Source organism: Candidatus Saccharibacteria bacterium (assembly GCA_016699955.1).
Taxonomy (GTDB): Bacteria; Patescibacteriota; Saccharimonadia; order Saccharimonadales; family UBA4665; genus JAGXIT01.
The window spans coordinates 1,171,817-1,188,902 of record CP064993.1; the positions used below are offsets into that span (position 1 = coordinate 1,171,817).

Annotated in this window: 12 protein-coding genes and 1 other RNA gene; 3 read left to right on the forward strand and 10 right to left on the reverse strand. The window is 47.6% G+C overall.

Going from position 1 to position 17,086, the window contains the following annotated elements:
• Positions 1 to 8 precede the first annotated feature (8 nt).
• Positions 9 to 403: a transfer-messenger RNA gene (gene ssrA, locus IPL85_06115) on the forward strand.
• Between the two features lie 272 nt (positions 404 to 675).
• Positions 676 to 1,818, forward strand: a complete 1,143-nt coding sequence (locus IPL85_06120) for a hypothetical protein (protein ID QQS19808.1) — start codon at positions 676 to 678, stop codon at positions 1,816 to 1,818.
• Positions 1,819 to 2,017: 199 nt separating this feature from the next.
• Here IPL85_06120 and IPL85_06125 read toward each other — a convergent pair whose 3' ends face one another.
• The 10 genes from IPL85_06125 to ppsA all read right to left on the reverse strand — a co-directional run bounded on the left by IPL85_06125 (position 2,018) and on the right by ppsA (position 15,709).
• Positions 2,018 to 2,869, reverse strand: a complete 852-nt coding sequence (locus IPL85_06125) for a hypothetical protein (GenBank protein ID QQS19809.1) — start codon at positions 2,867 to 2,869, stop codon at positions 2,018 to 2,020.
• Between the two features lie 219 nt (positions 2,870 to 3,088).
• Positions 3,089 to 3,934 carry a ribosomal RNA small subunit methyltransferase A gene (rsmA, locus tag IPL85_06130; GenBank protein QQS19810.1) on the reverse strand — a complete coding sequence of 282 codons (846 nt, stop codon included), beginning with the start codon at positions 3,932 to 3,934 and terminating at the stop codon, positions 3,089 to 3,091.
• An 87-nt stretch (positions 3,935 to 4,021) separates the two neighbouring features.
• Entirely contained in the window at positions 4,022 to 5,260 is a 1,239-nt protein-coding gene (locus tag IPL85_06135) for a DUF348 domain-containing protein (GenBank protein ID QQS19811.1), read from the reverse strand.
• A gap of 50 nt (positions 5,261 to 5,310) precedes the next feature.
• On the reverse strand, positions 5,311 to 7,500 hold the full coding sequence (locus IPL85_06140; GenBank protein ID QQS19812.1) for a UvrD-helicase domain-containing protein: 2,190 nt from the start codon (positions 7,498 to 7,500) through the stop codon (positions 5,311 to 5,313).
• A gap of 93 nt (positions 7,501 to 7,593) precedes the next feature.
• A complete protein-coding gene (locus IPL85_06145; GenBank protein QQS19813.1) occupies positions 7,594 to 8,520 on the reverse strand; it encodes a prepilin-type N-terminal cleavage/methylation domain-containing protein in 927 nt (308 codons plus the stop codon).
• 174 nt (positions 8,521 to 8,694) lie between these two features.
• Positions 8,695 to 9,423: a hypothetical protein gene (locus IPL85_06150; protein ID QQS19814.1), complete on the reverse strand. Its 729-nt coding sequence runs from the start codon at positions 9,421 to 9,423 to the stop codon at positions 8,695 to 8,697.
• 1 nt (position 9,424) lies between these two features.
• Positions 9,425 to 10,207 carry a triose-phosphate isomerase gene (locus IPL85_06155; protein ID QQS19815.1) on the reverse strand — a complete coding sequence of 261 codons (783 nt, stop codon included), beginning with the start codon at positions 10,205 to 10,207 and terminating at the stop codon, positions 9,425 to 9,427.
• 121 nt (positions 10,208 to 10,328) lie between these two features.
• Entirely contained in the window at positions 10,329 to 11,618 is a 1,290-nt protein-coding gene (locus tag IPL85_06160) for a phosphoglycerate kinase (GenBank protein QQS19816.1), read from the reverse strand.
• Positions 11,619 to 11,722: 104 nt separating this feature from the next.
• Entirely contained in the window at positions 11,723 to 13,162 is a 1,440-nt protein-coding gene (gene pyk / locus IPL85_06165) for a pyruvate kinase (protein QQS20452.1), read from the reverse strand.
• A gap of 174 nt (positions 13,163 to 13,336) precedes the next feature.
• Entirely contained in the window at positions 13,337 to 15,709 is a 2,373-nt protein-coding gene (gene ppsA, locus IPL85_06170; protein QQS19817.1) for a phosphoenolpyruvate synthase, read from the reverse strand.
• A gap of 125 nt (positions 15,710 to 15,834) precedes the next feature.
• On the opposite strand from ppsA, the gene IPL85_06175 reads away from it, so the two are divergent.
• Positions 15,835 to 17,079 (forward strand): hypothetical protein, encoded by a 1,245-nt coding sequence (locus IPL85_06175; GenBank protein QQS19818.1) that lies wholly within the window; start codon positions 15,835 to 15,837, stop codon positions 17,077 to 17,079.
• The last annotated feature ends 7 nt before the right edge of the window (positions 17,080 to 17,086 follow it).

The window sequence follows — 17,086 nt, forward strand, 5'->3', positions numbered from 1 at the left end:
GTAGACATGGGGCTGAATTTTAAGCTCGACGTTGGTACCTTTCGGTCATGAATGCAGGTCGCTTGTCAGCGTTATAGGCAAAACTCAGTAATTGCAAAATTCACTGATAAGCTAGTTAGCCTCAAAGAGAGTGCGCAAGCATTTCTTTTTGGACGCCAGCTGGCATACAACGTAGCCTAAACACTACGTAACGCCCTATACGATTCCAGATGGTGTAGGTAGCGTTTTATATTTCTGGACGCTCGCATGGAACTATTCAAACCATGCGCTAAGACTAGGATTGCTCACTCGATATGTTTGTCTGTTTCTAAACCTAAGCGCTAAGACATTAAGATAGACTAAACCTGTAGTATTCTGACTGACAGTCTGACGGACGTGGGGGCAGTACCCACCAGCTCCACCAATGAAAATGCCTGAGCCATTCGCTCGGGCTTTTTCATTGGTCTTGAATTGGGGTGCTGCCCGGGAGGGTGAGGACTGCCGGTGGCAGTCTGAGTAGTCCTTGCTTGCCCCGCGAGCGTGGCGGCAGTGGCCGACACGTTGCCGAGCGGATAAAATGAGCCTGTACCCGCCAGCTCCACCAAACCATAAGCACTATGACCTCAGTTATTTGAGGTCATTTTTGTTGCTTTTTATATACGTTAAACATATTATTATCGTGAAGGTTGAACAGATATGCCAGAAGACAAAAAAATTGAAGACAGTAATGAAACCACCCAGCCCATCATAGTAGTTGGTTCCTCATCTAGTCCTCAAGTTCAACTTCAAGCACCAGCACCCTCTGTAACTACCGAACCAGTCCGACATAGATTTGCCGAAACATATGTTGTTATCTCCCTCGTCGCACTGTTGGTAATGGTGTCAGCATACTTTACTCCTCTGGTAATAGTTCTTGTTTACATAGGGGCCGTGCCGCTCGGAGTAATTGGTCTACCGAACCTGTTGGTCATACCACTCCTGTTAGCTAAGAAATTTCTATCTGGTAAATATAAAGTTATGGGTATAATGCTGCTTGTCCTGAGTATACTTGCAGTGGCTGCGGGCGTCTTTTTTATACACAACGTTAGGTCGATAGAGAGTAAATGGAACAAAAAAATCGACCAGACGATAGAAAGCTATAAAGAGCAGGAGGCTACCGCTCGCTCTAATGCAACCGTAGAACAAGCAACACAGCTTCTAAATAGCTGTCAGGTGTTTGGTTTCTATTACACCAAACAAGATGGGACTAACGGTGCTGAAAATGCTGAGAAAACAAGCACAGGCATTCTTCTCTACAAAATGCTCAAGTCGTTTGATGATACGACTACTCCAAGTAGTGGCGATGCTGGCAAATACCGAATGCATATTGCGGACAGTATGGTGAATACCATGGTGCCAGTCGCTCGTAATGCACAGCACTCTTGTGGTATACAGTTCTGGCACGATGGTAACTATGAACAGTACAAAGACGGTAAGTGGTACTTCAATGGTCAGGTCGTGCAAAATGTAGACCCAGGAAAGAGCAAGGAAGAAGCAATTAGCTTCATGCAAAACTGTAAAGCGGATTACTTTGTTGGCTACACAGACATAAACTTAGTAAAGGATTCTAGCACTAGAGCATGGCTGGACAAGGCTGAGAAATCGACTACGGGTATTGAGATATCGGAAGGCTCACCGAAGTCTTATGTATTTGCGTCCAAGTCAATGACTACTGCATTACAGGACACTGCAAGGCAGTTCCGACAATCTTGTTACAGCAAAAAGAAACTCTATATAACGATAGATAACTGGATTGAAACCGAATACCCTCAGGGTAACTGGACAAAGGTGAATCGGTAGATGGTGCTAACCGCTAGGGGTCCTTACTTCCTTACGCCGTCTTTCATCTTGTTGATAATCCAACCAATCCTCCCAGAGTAAATCACGCCAACGATGTATCTCATTAATAATGAGGGGTGAACTATTTTCGAGGTGCTCCACTATTGTTAAGATTGACCTCGTGTTGAGGTCTTTTTTATTTGGACGACGCAAAATAAGTCTAGAGCTGCTTGATATTTACAATATTATCGCAAGTTATCTTGCCATAATTGGCCTCTATTCCGCATAAAGCTGTATCGCTTGTTTGAGCAATATAATTTGCGATACATTCATAGTCATATTTAGGCTGGGTGCCATTAAGTTCTTGCTGGTTGTATTTACAGGGTTCAACTGATTTTGTTTTTACAGCCTTAGCTGTTTGACAAGGTGTAGGTGTGCTAGTGGTACAGTTGTCGATATTGAATAAGTACTTGGCTTTTACGCTTGATAGGACTTCTTTATATCCAATAAGTGAAGAGCCACTAACCTTACAAGAGCCACCCTGTCTGTCGGTAGAAGTGTTGTTGTAGTCTATTTTCCACCAGTACTTGCCTCGTTCAAAAACAAGTTTTGGCTTCACTTCAATATCGTAAATTGACGACGAACTGACTTGTCCGCAGCCAAGTGTGTAGACGGCAGGGTCGTGGTTAGCAACATCAGGTGGTTCAGCGAAGTCAAATAGATTACCGTCGTCATCAAACCACCCAACATACGTTGCACAAGGATCCATAAAACCACACTCAAACTCCCATTGCCGTTCTACGGCACCCGCAACAACGTAAATTCTTGCTACAGATTTACTACCGTCAGCGACCTTATAGGTTTCCTGCTCGCACCGATAGAAGGGATTAGTAGCCTTTTCTGCCTCTAGTAGTTTCATAGCAAAACCTTTGCACTGGCTTGATTGGACATTAGTAACAATTCCAGTAAGTGGAGTTTCTTTACCAAGTAGAGTGAGGGCCGTCGTACCGCCAATCAATAGTACGAGTAGAGCGGAAGCGGTAACTATAACTATTTTACGTTTTTTATTCATTGAGTATGATTATGTAACTTCTGTATTGGAACTGCAAAGAGTAAAAATAAATCTTTTAGGGGGCTCGGTTGGTTTGTTGTTTTGATTGCTTGACTTGGCATGATCTATTCCCTGCAGGAATTGTAGCATAAGGATAGTTGAGATATTAAGCAACGTAATGTACGCCGGGAACTGGTGAAGCCGATTCTTGTATAATAACCCGAACTCGGCGACTCCTACTTAAGCCGGCTCCTTAATGGATGCTGCTTGCTTTTTGTTATGTGTTTCATGAAGCGTGTAGAGTTTGTGCCACTGCTCGAGCGATAGGGCTTGCGCGCGAGATCTTTCTTCGATTCCCGCGCTAGCGAGTAGAGCACGCGCCTCTTCCTTGGGCATTGCTAAACCTGCGCTTAAAGCGTTGACAAGGGTTTTGCGTTTTTGGCTGAAACCCGCTTTAACCAGCCGGAAAAATACATTGGTTGCGACATCGTTAAACAACGGCGTTTGGCGAAAGTTCAGCTCCAGCACCTGACTGTCTACCTTAGGTGGCGGTGTAAAAAGCTTCTTTGGCACAAAAGCACCGAGCGAAACTTGGCAGTAGTACTGTACGCTTACGCTCAGTATGCTCATTTGCCCAGGCACGGCGACAACGCGTTCGGCTACTTCTTTCTGGACTAACAGAGCGGCCTCGCTAAACGGATTCTCACTCTCCGAAAGCACGCGGATAAGGTTGCTTGTCAAATAATACGGGATATTGGCGACCACTTTGTACTGCCGTGGGAGCTGACGCAGATTAAACCGTAAAATATCACCCTCCACAACCGTAATGTTTTCGAGCAAACGCCTATCTATAAATCCGTCCCGTAAGTTGCTCTCGAGGTTCAGGGCAAGTGTGTGGTCTAGCTCTACCGCCGTCACAACCGCACCGCGTTGCAGTAACTTACGCGTCAGCGAACCAAGCCCCGGTCCAACTTCGAGCACATGGTCACCTGCTTGAACGTGGGCACTATCACAGATACTATCAAGCGTGGCTTCGTCGTATAGCCAATGCTGCCCTAGAGATTTTTTTGGCGTTGTTTCTTTCATCTTAACCATTGTAACAGCTCATTAGTGTCTGACCTGACTCTTGATTCCAATAAGTCACATACTTCTTAAGCCTGATACCCGACTAGACTACCACCAGTGGTGACTGAGCCAGAAGTTATACGCCCGTTCCCAGCTGCCATAGCGTCCGACCGCATACCCAGTAAAAAACTGGGTCTGACAGACTGCGTTTGTTTGCCAGTTCGCACAGGCATTGGTGACTTTACTCCCTGGACACGCCTGGCCTAACCCAGCACAACCACCCGCGTTGGTCGCTGCCGTATTCCAGCGCGACTCCCGCGAAAAAACGTAATCTACGTAGGCATAGTCATTCGGGCTAATACCCGCTGCAGCCATAACGGCCTGCTTGTCGGCGGGGATGTTGACAGTGTTGCCCTTGGCGACTATGCGCTCAACAGGTTGCACCGTCACCACGGACTGAAGCAATTTACGACTTACTTCCTCGCCGTTTTGAACATTAATTTCGTAAGTTTGCACGCGCTTGCCTGCACTGCCCTCTTGTCTTACAGCCTGGCTGCCAAAAGAAAGCGACATATCTATTACCGTTCGTACCGGGGCCGGAATATCTTCGCTAAGCGTAATTACCTGTATGCCGTTTCTGACTACAGAAACTTGCATATTAGGCGAAACGGCTGTGCTAGCGGCTGGCTTGACGGTGTCGTCTTTGCCTAGCGTAATCTTTTTCTCCTGCAGCAGCTCGTCTACAGTTGATGCCTGAGACCGCACCGACAGCGGCTGCCCGTACAGCGTGATACCGACCGGAACTGCCCGGTCAATGACTACTCGGTGGCCTAGTGTTTTTTGGAGCAAGAAATTTTCTGCCGGCATCACATTGACCAAGTCTTCACCGTACAGGGTAATGTTTGCCGTTTCAACCATGCTCCTAGGTGTTGCCGCGGCCGAACGAGTTATCGTCCGTACATCACTATCTTCTACGACTATTGGCGCCGATCGGTACACATTGACGAGAAAATTATCTTGGGTGATTTGTTCGCTAGCCGCCGGTTCGACGCGGTCACCAGCAGCCAAACGGATGTTCATTTTTTTCAGTAAATCGCCTACTTTTTCCGCATCGGTCGGAACAGTTGTTTTTTGTCCATCGTACGACACCATTGCAATAAAGGTATCGCGCGCGACAAAATCAGCCACGACTCCCTGTTTATTTGCATACCAATAGACCGCACCGCTCAGCGCCAGCAGAGTCGCAAATAGCAGCAGAGGCACATTCGCCGGATGCTTATGATACCAACGCGTGCGTTCATTTATGGGCTCGAGGACTGTTTTTACAACTTGTTTTATTGTTATCATACGTATCATGCAATCATGTGATGCACTACTAAAGTATAGCAAAACAAATGCTATAGTTTTTGCAGTGGGGCAAAAGCGGTATTAAGTTTCTTAAGCCCCTTGCCTTTAAAGTATATGGCTGCGGTATCACCTTGTATTTCTACGACCGTTCCCGTCCCAAACAACTCATGCCGTACCGTGTCTCCCTCAAATAGCTCGGGTACGTAACGTGGCTCCTCGACACCGGCAAACGATGAGACATGCAATGAAGTAAAACCTTCCTCTGTAATATCTTCATCCCGGGTGAAGTCTGTACGGCCAAAGCTAGGCATAATCGTCGTTTCTTCTACATGATCACCTGCAATTTCGCTGAGGAATCGACTCGGTATGTTGTGCTGCAAGCCACCGTAGAGCGACCGCGATGTCGTGTACAGCATGTACAGCTCCTCGCGTGCCCGTGTCATACCAACGTAGCACAGCCGCCGCTCTTCTTCCATTTCACTTTGGTCGTACAGTGCGCGGGAGTGTGGCAAAATAGATTCTTCTAGCCCAAGCATAAAAACAACCGGAAATTCCAAACCTTTTGCGCTATGCAAAGTCATGAGCGTAACGGCGTTATCACCGAGATTTGCGGTGTCGAGGTCAGATATTAATGCCACTTCCTCCAAAAAACTACTCAGCCCTTCGTCGTGATAGCCCTGCGCCACCCCAATAAGTTCGCGGACATTTTCCTGCCGACTCTCACCCTGGGTTGTTTTATCGTCAAGATACGCAAGATAATTCAGCCGCTTCACCAGACTCTCGACAAGAATGTCCGGCGGTAATTCCTCGAGCTGGGAGCGTAGACTATGCAATATGTCAGCCAGCTCTATCAGCCCCTTTCGTGCCTTACCGGTCACAGTATCACATTCGCTCACGCGATCGAGCGCTTCGCTAAGTGGTAGTTTTTCGGCTGCAGCCCAACCGAGAAAGTTGCCTAAACTTACTGCCCCTACCGCTCTGCCTGGCACGTTGGCAATTCGCTCAAAGCTCGTACGATCTTCTGGCTGGTACAGCAGTCTCAGGTAGGCAATGAGGTCTTTGATTTCCTTGCGATCATAAAAGCGCACACCACCAACCACTCGGTACGGCACGCCGTATTGCACAAAAACTTCTTCGACGCTGCGGCTCTGGGCATTGGTACGATACAGCACAGCACAATCTTTGTACTGCCTGAACCCAGTATCGACTGCTGTGCGGATGGTACGGACAACCGTTTCTGCCTCACTGCGTTCGGTCATAACTTGTGTGAGCTGAACCTTTCGGCCGTCACCCTCGCTTGTCCATAGCTGTTTCTCGCTACGCTGAGTGTTTTTGGTTACAACACCATGCGCCGCGTTCAGAATATGTCCGGTACTGCGGTAGTTTTGCTCTAATTTAATGACGGCACAATCTTTATAATCTTTTTCGAAACGCAAAATATTGCGAAAATCTGCCCCGCGCCAACTATATATCGACTGCCAGTCGTCGCCCACCACGGCAAGATTGTGGGCGTCACTGACGAGCATTTTAACGAGCTGATACTGGGCAGTGTTTGTGTCCTGGTACTCGTCAATCATAATGTGGCTAAAGTGTTTCTGCCATTTACTACGAACTTCTTTATGTGCCTCTAGTAGTTGCACTGTGCGCCAGATGAGGTCGTCGAAATCGAGCGCCATAGCGTCTTTCAAAGCCGCCTGATAGCGCGGATACACCTGTTTAACAATGTGAGCGGTCGGACTTTTGGCAGTCTCTGCGTATTCGGCAGGGTCAATCATGTCATTCTTGGCGCTGCTGATATAGCTCGAAATTGTGCGAGGTGTAAATGACTTTTCGTCAACGTGCAGCTCTTTACAAATGCGTTTTACCACACTCAACCGATCGCTTTCATCAAATATGACGTAAGAACGTGGTATGCCGATATGTTCACCGTCCATCCGAAGCAACCGGACACAAATACTGTGAAAGGTGCCCATCCACGGCATAAATCGCCTATCATCAGCCGACTGGCCAAGTAAATCCGCGACTCGGGTACGCATTTCTTTTGCTGCTTTATTCGTAAAAGTGACGGCTAAAATGCTATACGGCGTGGCTTGACGGGTTGCAATAAGATAGGCGATCCGATGTGTAAGCGTTTTGGTCTTGCCGCTGCCTGCCCCAGCTTGAATCAGAAGCGGTCCATCCGTCGTCAAAACGGCGCGTCTCTGCTCGTCATTTAGCCCTCTGAGTAACTCTTCTTGCACCTATCTATTCTACCAGACGATGCCGTCCAATAATCTGTGAAATGTTCCCCTGTCAGAGGCTAGGCCCTGGAAAAAACTTCTAAAAAAGCCATGTTATTGAACCGTCGAAAATACATCATTGGCACCATAACATACATCGCCCTTAAAGGCGTTGCGTAAATCCGTAGTGTTATATTCAGAGCACAAAATATCCTGCTGAGTGTTCCTGAAGTACACCCATGGATCATTATTCTTCTTGTAGAGTAGTGCAGTTGAGCCACCACCGCTATCAATACTACCTTGGCTGATCTGTGCTTTTTGGTAGCCACTTACTTTGCTGTCAGTAATTTTCAGATTCATAAGGACCGTCGATTGCTCTACATTGGGCATGGCACTAGCAATCGGTTGCGTTTTCGCGGCCGTTTCTTTGTATGCGTCAATACGCCCACAGCTAAGCCCAGTTGAGCTTGTTCGAGAGGCCGGTGCCTCAATGACACAAATCAACCCCCTACCTCTATATACGTCTGTTGCGGTACCATCATCTGTTTTACCGTTGGTTCCTGTTTTTGTTAGTCCAAAGTCTTTTAATATATCTGCTACTTCTGTGCGGATTGTCGTATCTGCTTTACGTGGGAGAGTATCAGAATCCCAATTTACAGGACCAACCATTAAGAAAATACTTGAGCCACCATCATAATCCGTGTAAAAGTTGTAGCCCTCAGCTTTTTGGGGTGGCGCACTCTTCGAGAGCCTGATACTCATCTCCCCTTGTTTTGGCTGGTTGTTTTCATCAATGTCTAGAAGCTTATACTTTGATTCGTAGCTACTCTTTATTTTGGCAGTTACATCTTCTGGCTGAAGTGCTGCTGTGCTGTTGGTTCTTGTGGATTTATTTGCTTGCGAAGAATTGGTCTGGTCTGTTTGTTTAACATTACCCCCCAGTCTATTAAAGGCAATCCAGCCTATAGTACCTACGAGACTAAGCACGAGTATCACAATTAGTATTTCTACTATGCTAAAACCATCTTCATTTTTCTTCATAGAGCAATCCTTTATACGATAACTTAATCATAGCCGACATAAGACAACATTGAAAGACCCTGGATTTTTCTGCACCGTAGGAATTTTTCGGATTCTGCGAAAAAAACCTCTACGCCTCTAAGGCTTAGCCTTTTTTGGTGGAAGTTAAGAATAGTTGCGCGGTCTTAACCCCAGCTAACTTAAGAACGTTGTATGGGGGAGGTTAAAGTTAAGAAGCTCCATGTCTAGGAGGAGGTCGACAACTATAATAACTGTGAGAAGCGTGAGGATTATCAGGGTTGTGAGCATTCGACGACGGCGTTTTATTTGGCCTATGGGGACAAAGTAGGTGCCGGCGGTAATATGTCGTTCAATTTCCAGTTCTTGAGCGGATTTTGAGTCTTCTTGCTTTTCAGGCACTTCGGTCGAACCCGGGTAACTGGTTTCTTCGGAATCGTCTGATTTCACCTGGGATTCGTCCTCATCAGATGTTGGTTTCATTTCGTGCAGCGGTGCAATGTGCAGTTTTTCTCGTTTTTGAGTCGGTTCTTCTTGAGGCACTTCTGGATCTTGCTCAGCTTCTACGGACTGAGTCGGTTTTTCGGTTTCTTTTGATTCGGCGACTTCTGCGCCTTGCCCTTCCGACGGTTCAGCCGCCGCGGCTGTGACTTCGCTATTTGTGGTATCAACTGGTATAAGGTTGCCTGCAGCCCGAGTTATTTTAGGCACACCACTTGGCGTGGCTGCCGCCTCACCAGACGGTTTTTCTACGCTTGCGCTTACCCCTTCTCCCGCGTTAAGCATGGGGTCGGTCGTGAGTACAGAACGATTTGTGACAATAACCGGACGACCGGAAGTTGTTGGCGGTGTGTCGCTAGGATGTACACCGTCCATGATTTTGGCTGTTTTTTTTGGGATTGCCACGTTACTTCCTCTCGGTTTGAACCTGGTACGCAATTTTTACAATCTCAGAAAATTGGTGGTAATTGAGACTCGCTGCACCTACTAAAACGCCGTCAACTTCCGGCAGCTCAAGATAGCTACGGACATCATGCTCGTTGACACTACCGCCATAAAGGATGTGCATATTGTTGGCCGCTCGTTCGCCGTATAGTTCGCTGACTTGTAGGCGCATGTAACGAATCATGTCTTGAGCGTCACGAGGCTTGGCAATAATACCTTCGCCCGTACTGATGGCCCAAACGGGTTCGTAGGTAAGTACAATGGACTCTACTTCTTTGCTCGTAATATTCATCAGCGCCGTTGTGAGTTGGTCATGAATGACTCTTTTGGCTTCACCTGCATCACGATCTTGCTTAGTTTCTCCTATGCAAATAATGGGGGATATGTCGTTGCGCATGGCCGCTTGAACTTTGTCCCGTACAACATCGAGCGTATCGCCAGCATTTAACCGCCGCCACGAGTGGCCGACAATGGCGTAATGCACGAGGTCTCCCAGCATGGCAAAACTGACTTCACCTGTACATGGCCCCTCGTCTTTATAAAACGCGTCTTGGGCAGCCAAACGAAAACGACGACGATCTATCTCGACGCTTAGCGGTTGGAGCGCGAGCATGCTCGGCGCTAACACGACCTCAACGTCACGGTGCGACGCAATTCGTTCACTCAGTCTATGTACAAGTAAGCTCGACTGATGCACGCTGAGGTGCATTTTCCAATTACCGACAATGAGGAGTTTTTTATCCATAATGCTTATGCCTTAGTATAGATTTTCATTTCACAATTTACAATTTTTATAAAAGTATCAATGGATTTCCACTGCATGGAGCGTAGAACTTTATAATTGTCTGGGCAACGAGCCAGGCTTTTCATTTGTTCTCCAGTGCTTCGACACCTGGCAATTTACGACCGCTCATCAATTCTAGGCTGGCTCCGCCACCAGTGGAAACATGGTTAAAGCTTGCCGTTAGACCCCGGCTTTGCACAAAACCAACCGTATCCCCACCACCAACAATACTAAAAGGCTTGTTACCAAATTGCCCGAGCATCGCTTCTGTCAGAAGCTCGGTACCGTGCGCCGTTGGGCCAACTGGACCCTGCAACCCCTTTGTTTCTGTCACGCCCATAGTGCCATTCCAAACCACGGTTTCGGCGAGCTGCAGCAGTCCGGCAATAAAAGCGCCGCTAAACGGGCCAATGTCCAGTAACATTTCATCCTCGGCTATCTGGCTGGCTTCGTGAACGGGTCGTTTTGGATAGGCCTCTATGTCGGCAATGACGTGCGCACTCCAGTCGACAATACGCGTCGGAGCAGCAGAGTCAAGTTTTTTGGCGACCACACCGTCTTGAGGTAAGTAAAACACAAAATCACGCTGTTTTTTTACCTCGGTAACTGTGTGCATGATTTCTTTGGCGAGAGGGAGATCATCTGGGTCGATTTTGCTTTTGCCAACCTTGAGGCCAGTGGCATGAAGAAACGTATTTGCCATAGCCCCACCAACAGCTACGGCGTCTGCAATACCAAGAAATCGCTGCAATATTTCAATTTTATCGGCAATCTTCGCCCCGCCTATCACTGCTACAAGCGGACGTTTCGGGTTCTCCATGGCTCCAGATATGGTATCGACTTCTCTTTCGAGTAGTAAACCGGCCGCGCTCGGTAAATAATGTGTTACACCTTCGGTACTAGCATGCGCCCGATGCACCACGCCAAAGCCGTCCTGTACGAATATATCGGCCAGGCTAGCGAGCTGCTGGGCAAAGGTAGCATCGTTAGCTTCTTCTTCGGCATGAAAACGGAGATTTTCGAGCAGTAGCACTTGACCTGGCTGAAGATTGTTCACCGCCTTTTCGGCTCGTTCGCCCGTGCAATCCGGAACAAACTCTACCCCTGTTTCTAGGAACTTCCCAAGTGATTTTGCCACTGGAAAAAGGCTGTACTTTGGGTCTGGCTTACCGTCTGGTCGGCCGAGGTGAGAACAAAGTATGAGCGCGGCGCCATGCTCCAGAAGGTATTTGAGCGTTGGCACGCTTTGCTGGATACGATAGTCGTCCGTTATTTCACCCTTGTCGTTCAGCGGCACGTTGTAATCTGCCCGCACAAGGACTTTTTTGCCTGAAACATCAATATCCCGAATTGTTTTTTTATTGAAGCTCATCTGCCCACCGAAATTAGGTTAGAGGTTATAGGTGAAAGAACTACAAACCTTATGCTTATTACTATAGCGTATACCAACAGAATATTCTATCTTTACCTAACCTTTTAGTCGAGCTGGCGGATTTTGATAGTATCAGTTGTACCAACGACTCCAGGCTGCTTACCACTCACCATGACAATGATATCGCCTTTGCTAAATACATGCTCGCGCTGCATGAAATCAGTGATTTTTTGGGCTGCACGAGCGCTGACTGGTCGCACGTAGCTTTTTACGTCGTAGACGATAGCAAGTTGTTGGGCGGTGCGATGGCTGTCTGTTACGGCAATTATCGGTACGTCTGGACGTTCAGAGGCAATGTTTAGCACAGTCGCACCGGTTTTGGTTTCGGCCACAATGGCGTTGGCGTGGATGCTTTCTGCCATTTTTATGACGCCACGGCTAATTGCCAGCTGGCGCGATGGATGTTTTTCTGCCTGACTCCGAAATGTTACTCTCACCACACCGTGTTGCTGGGAATAATTGATAATTCTCTTCATAATCTTTACAGCTTCGTGCGGATATTTGCCCATGGCTGTTTCATCACTGAGCATGACGCAGTCAGCACCGAGGTATACAGCCGTGGCAACATCAGAAACTTCAGCACGACTTGGTTCTGGGGACTCGGTCATACTGCCGAGCATTTGTGTCGCGACAATGGTCGGTTTGCCGTACTGCAGCCCAAAACTGATAATTTGACGCTGTGCGACTGGTACAACTTCAGGATTTACCTCAACTGCCATGTCACCACGAGCAACCATTGCCGCATCGGTCACCTGCATAATTTCTTCAATGTTGTCGATGGCAAGTTTGGTTTCAAGTTTAGCGATAATTTTAACGTCATACCCAAGGTTTTTTAGTATGCCCCGCATTGACTCGATATCCGCAGCAGACTGGATAAAGCTCATTGCGACATAGTCAATATCCTGTGTGCTGCCGTAAGCGAGGTCTGCCCTATCTTTTTCGGTTATGACGTCACCGCCAAAATCTGTATCTGGAAGGTTGATACCTTTGCGCTTAATCAAAATGCCGTCGTTTTCTGCTTCACAATAAACTATTCCTTCGCGGACTGTCGTAATTTTGGTACGAATTTTGCCGTCAAAAATATACAACCTTTCCCCGCGTTTTACCTTGGAGCTTAAGTCGTACTGCGTTGGGATTATGCCTGTTTCGAGCCAGTTAGCATCGTAGCCTAGTTTGAGTGTCTGACCTTTTTGTACTGTGATGATGTCGTCAAATTCACCGAGACGAATTTTGGGGCCCTGTAAATCTTGAATGATAGCAACAGGCTTTTTCAGCTCACGGCTGGCTTTGCGTATCCACGCTATGTGCTGTGTCTTTTGAGGGTGATCGCCGTGGCTAAAATTGAGGCGCAAACCGTTGGCACCGTCTTCTATGAGGCGCTTGATAGCGGCATAACTATCGGTGGCAGGGCCTACTGTGGCAATGATTTTGGTACGTTTATAACGTTTAAGGGGCACAAAATGCTCGTGAGTTTGCGGAATCATACTTCTCATAGTTTACACCATTCGCTGTCTGTGACAAATGTCACTGGGAAGTGTTTAGTAATCAGACGACTGCGACACCTAGATTAACACGAACTTGGAGTAAGCGCCGTGCGGGCTCGCGCGCCTAAAGCCTGGAGACGCTAACAGTGGTACATACAGCGAGCTGGAGCTGCTCTAGCGGCCGAGGCTTTCTTCGGTTTTCTTAAGGTCTATAGTAGTTTTGACGATAGTATCGGGCGCAAGAGAGATGCTGTCTATACCAAGTTCGACGAGAAAACGGGCAAACTCTGGGTAGTCCGAGGGAGCCTGGCCACAAATGCCAATTTTGACGCCTTTTGCTTTGGCAACACGTACTACTTCGCGGATCATGACTTTTACCGCTTCGTTGTTCTCGTCGTAGTCATGCGCCACGGTGTGGTTGTCGCGGTCAACACCGAGTGTGAGCTGCGTTAGGTCGTTGCTGCCTATTGAGAACCCATCGAATCGCTCTGCAAACTGCTCGGCCAGGATGACGTTACTTGGAATCTCACACATTACATACACCTGGAAGCCGTTTTCGCCGCGCCTTAGGCCGTTTTCTGCCATAATGGCGATTACTTTATCGGCTTCGTCGAGGTTACGGCAAAATGGAACCATTGCCTTAATGTTGGTAAGTCCGAACTCATCACGGACTTTTTTGAGTGCCTTACATTCTAGTACAAATGCTTCTTTATATTCTGGACTGTAGTAACGACTAGCGCCCCGCCAGCCGATCATGGGGTTTTCTTCTTTCGGTTCAAATTGCACACCACCGATTAGACCAGCGTACTCGTTGGTTTTAAAGTCACTGAAACGAATAATGACATCATTTGGGTGAAACGCTGCGCCAATTATGGCAATACCCTCAGCCAACTTATCGACAAAGTATTGCGCTTTGTCGTCGTAGCCCTTGGTAAGCTCCTTGATTTGTGCTCGGACAGCCTTATCTTTCACTTCCGGAAAGCGTAGTAGCGCGAGTGGATGTATTTTTATATGGCTATCGATAATGAACTCTTCACGTGCCAGCCCCACGCCGTCATTTGGAAGAAGCGAGTAGCTAAATGCGTGGTCCGGGGAGCCAATGTTCATCATAATTTTCGTTTTTGGCCGTTCAAGATTAGCAATGTCTGTTCTTTGAACCTCAAACTCAAGTATGCCGTCGTAAACCGTGCCTTCGTCACCACCGCTACCACAACTGACTGTCAAATCTTGATCGTCGTGAATTAATTGTGATGCATTGCCAGTACCCACAACACAGGGTATGCCCAGCTCGCGGGAAACAATCGCTGCATGACAGGTGCGTCCACCTTTGTCGGTTACAATTGCGCTCGCAATTTGCATAATAGGCACCCAGTCGGGGTCAGTCATTTCGGTCACAAGCACGTCACCTTCTTTGAAATCGTCGATGTCTTTGACGCTCATAATCTTGCTGGCCTTACCGCTACCAATTTTGCTACCGACGCTTGTGCCCTTAACGACCACGCGGCCTTCCTGCTTGAGCTTGTACTCTTCGACGACGTTGACATCGCGGCGCGACTGCACCGTTTCGGCACGGGCTTGGACAATGTACAGTTGCTTGTCGTCATCGTCTAGGGCCCACTCAATATCCATCGGGTGACCGTAGTGTTGCTCGATAAGCATGCCCCAATGAGCCAGTGTTTTTACTTGTTCATCTGTAATACTAAAACGCTCTTGGTCATGTACCGAAACATCGTTGTTTTTTGTACGGCTATTGCCAATAGGAATCATCTTCATTTTTTTGGTGCCAAGATGACGCTTCAAAATCGCCATAGTTGGCTTGAAGACTATAAACTCATCTGGGCTGACATGGCCCTGAACAATGTTTTCGCCAAGACCGTAAATGCTACTCACCACGACAGCGTTTTTGAAGCCGCTTTCAGTATCTATGGTAAACATGACACCGGCACATTCGCTGCGAACGGCAACCATTTGCTGTATGCCGACAGAGAGCGCCACTTTCATGTGGTCAAACCCGTTTGTCACGCGGTAGACAATGGCTCGGTCGGTGAAAAGGCTGGCAATACACTCTTTGACCGAACGGAGCACGTCCTGCTCACCAGATATGTTCAAAAATGTGGCCTGCTGCCCGGCAAATGATGCGTTTGGTAAGTCCTCTGCTGTGGCAGATGAGCGGATGGCAACCACCAGATCACCTTTGGGACGGCCGCATTTTTCGCTCAGCTCTTTGTAGCCGAGCAGTATTTCGTCTTGGAAGTCTTGCGGCATTTCTGCGGCAACAATCATGTCACGGATGATTTGTCCACGCTTGGCAAGCTCAGGAACATTTGTGACATCCAGCCCCTCGAGCGTTTTGGTAATCCCCTCACTTAAGCCAGCATCTTTCAAAAAGTAGCGGTAGGCATCGGCCGTTGTAGCGACACCATTTGGCAAATTAACCCCTTGCGGCCGTAGGTGATGGTACATTTCGCCTAAACTAGCGTTTTTGCCCCCCACCTGTGGAATATCGTTTATGCTCAGCTCTTCGAAGAACTTGAGGTATTTATACATATTGCTCGCCCACCTTTCAGATAGTAAGATTTTTTACTTTTTTATTCTTATGCTTTTATCATACCTCCAGGCCGAGTTATTTCAAAATATTTGACATATCTAACAATTGTTGTTATAGTGTACGCATGCTAGGAATTCACACACCCCCAGAGAAAAATGAGTTGTTCGATGCTGTAATGGCACTTGAAACAATTCGACAAGATATTCAAGACAATGCAGCAGCTGCGAATGCATTATGTCAAATACCCCGAGAAATTATTGCTAATGATTCTGCGACTGACGAGGATCACAACCGTGCAAAATTTGACATTGCCACCGTAAGGCATGAGTTGCGCGAAACTCATAGGCTCATGCTTGCACCACGTTTTGCATATATTATCAGGAGCTTATGGGGTAGGGGCAACATTGCAGGGACAGATGTGACTGATGAGCTGCGGGAAGCGATTACTAAAGCCTACCCAGAACACAGTAGCGGTGACCACGACGAGATCACCTCAAAGAGACGGGCATTTGCTGGTCTTGTCCTTGGCAGCGCGCTCAGTGGGGGTACGGCACGCGTTGATGGGACGTATGCCGATACGCGACCATACACCGGTTACAAATTCTTTGTGACCGGTGAGTTACCGTCTGCCATAAAACCAATAATCCCGGAAAAAGATCCCCCGCTCCAGGTCGTAAAGGGCGAGCGTGACAAAATAGATCCATCAAAAATATGGGTAAACATTACTGACCCAAGAGCAGCCCTAGTGGAGAACTCAGCTGAAAGAATTACGGGAAAGCGCAGCTTGCCTATAGCGGGTTGTGCATGGGATGATGCCGGAAAACTTGAGCATGTTATTTGGGCAGATGAATTGCAAACGACTGTATTAAGGGCTGACGATACTAAACAAAACCCTGTCGTAGAAGAAGTCTTTGAGTTAGACGGCGTAGAGTACACCGTTAAGCGGTTGTATCGATCAAACATTAATGGTGAACTGGTGCCGAGAGAGCTTGTTGTAGCTCGCAGTACCATAACTGATGAAACTACTGGCCAAGCCGTCACATACCTCCAATTGGCTTCACCTACAAGTGTGCACGGAATCTACGTCGGACCGAAAAGCGACACTTATAGAGTCAAGGACGATACTGTTGTAACATTCATACCCTCGGGTCGGCTTAGTATAGAAGAAGCATTGCCGCAACCCATTCGAACCGAAGCTGAACAACCTAATGAAAGTACCGTTATGACCGATGAGGAAAAAGATATTATTCTGATTGCTGAAATAGCAGCTGGGCCACAAGGCTCAATATTTGATACTTTCCGCCCTATCACTGATGAGAAGGGCCGTACAATCATTCGACCAGACTTGACCGTAGGCAAGACCAACTAGGACAAGC

Excerpts from the sequence above, each read along its gene's own strand:
- rsmA (QQS19810.1), bottom strand. The coding sequence starts at position 3,934 with ATGAAAGAAACAACGCCAAAAAAATCTCTAGGGCAGCATTGGCTATAC.
- IPL85_06145 (QQS19813.1), bottom strand. The coding sequence starts at position 8,520 with ATGAAGAAAAATGAAGATGGTTTTAGCATAGTAGAAATACTAATTGTG.
- IPL85_06155 (QQS19815.1), bottom strand. The coding sequence starts at position 10,207 with ATGGATAAAAAACTCCTCATTGTCGGTAATTGGAAAATGCACCTCAGC.
- ppsA (QQS19817.1), bottom strand. The coding sequence starts at position 15,709 with ATGTATAAATACCTCAAGTTCTTCGAAGAGCTGAGCATAAACGATATT.
- IPL85_06125 (QQS19809.1), bottom strand. The coding sequence starts at position 2,869 with ATGAATAAAAAACGTAAAATAGTTATAGTTACCGCTTCCGCTCTACTC.
- pyk (QQS20452.1), bottom strand. The coding sequence starts at position 13,162 with ATGATTCCGCAAACTCACGAGCATTTTGTGCCCCTTAAACGTTATAAA.
- IPL85_06175 (QQS19818.1), top strand. The coding sequence starts at position 15,835 with ATGCTAGGAATTCACACACCCCCAGAGAAAAATGAGTTGTTCGATGCT.
- IPL85_06120 (QQS19808.1), top strand. The coding sequence starts at position 676 with ATGCCAGAAGACAAAAAAATTGAAGACAGTAATGAAACCACCCAGCCC.
- IPL85_06135 (QQS19811.1), bottom strand. The coding sequence starts at position 5,260 with ATGATAACAATAAAACAAGTTGTAAAAACAGTCCTCGAGCCCATAAAT.
- IPL85_06160 (QQS19816.1), bottom strand. The coding sequence starts at position 11,618 with ATGAGCTTCAATAAAAAAACAATTCGGGATATTGATGTTTCAGGCAAA.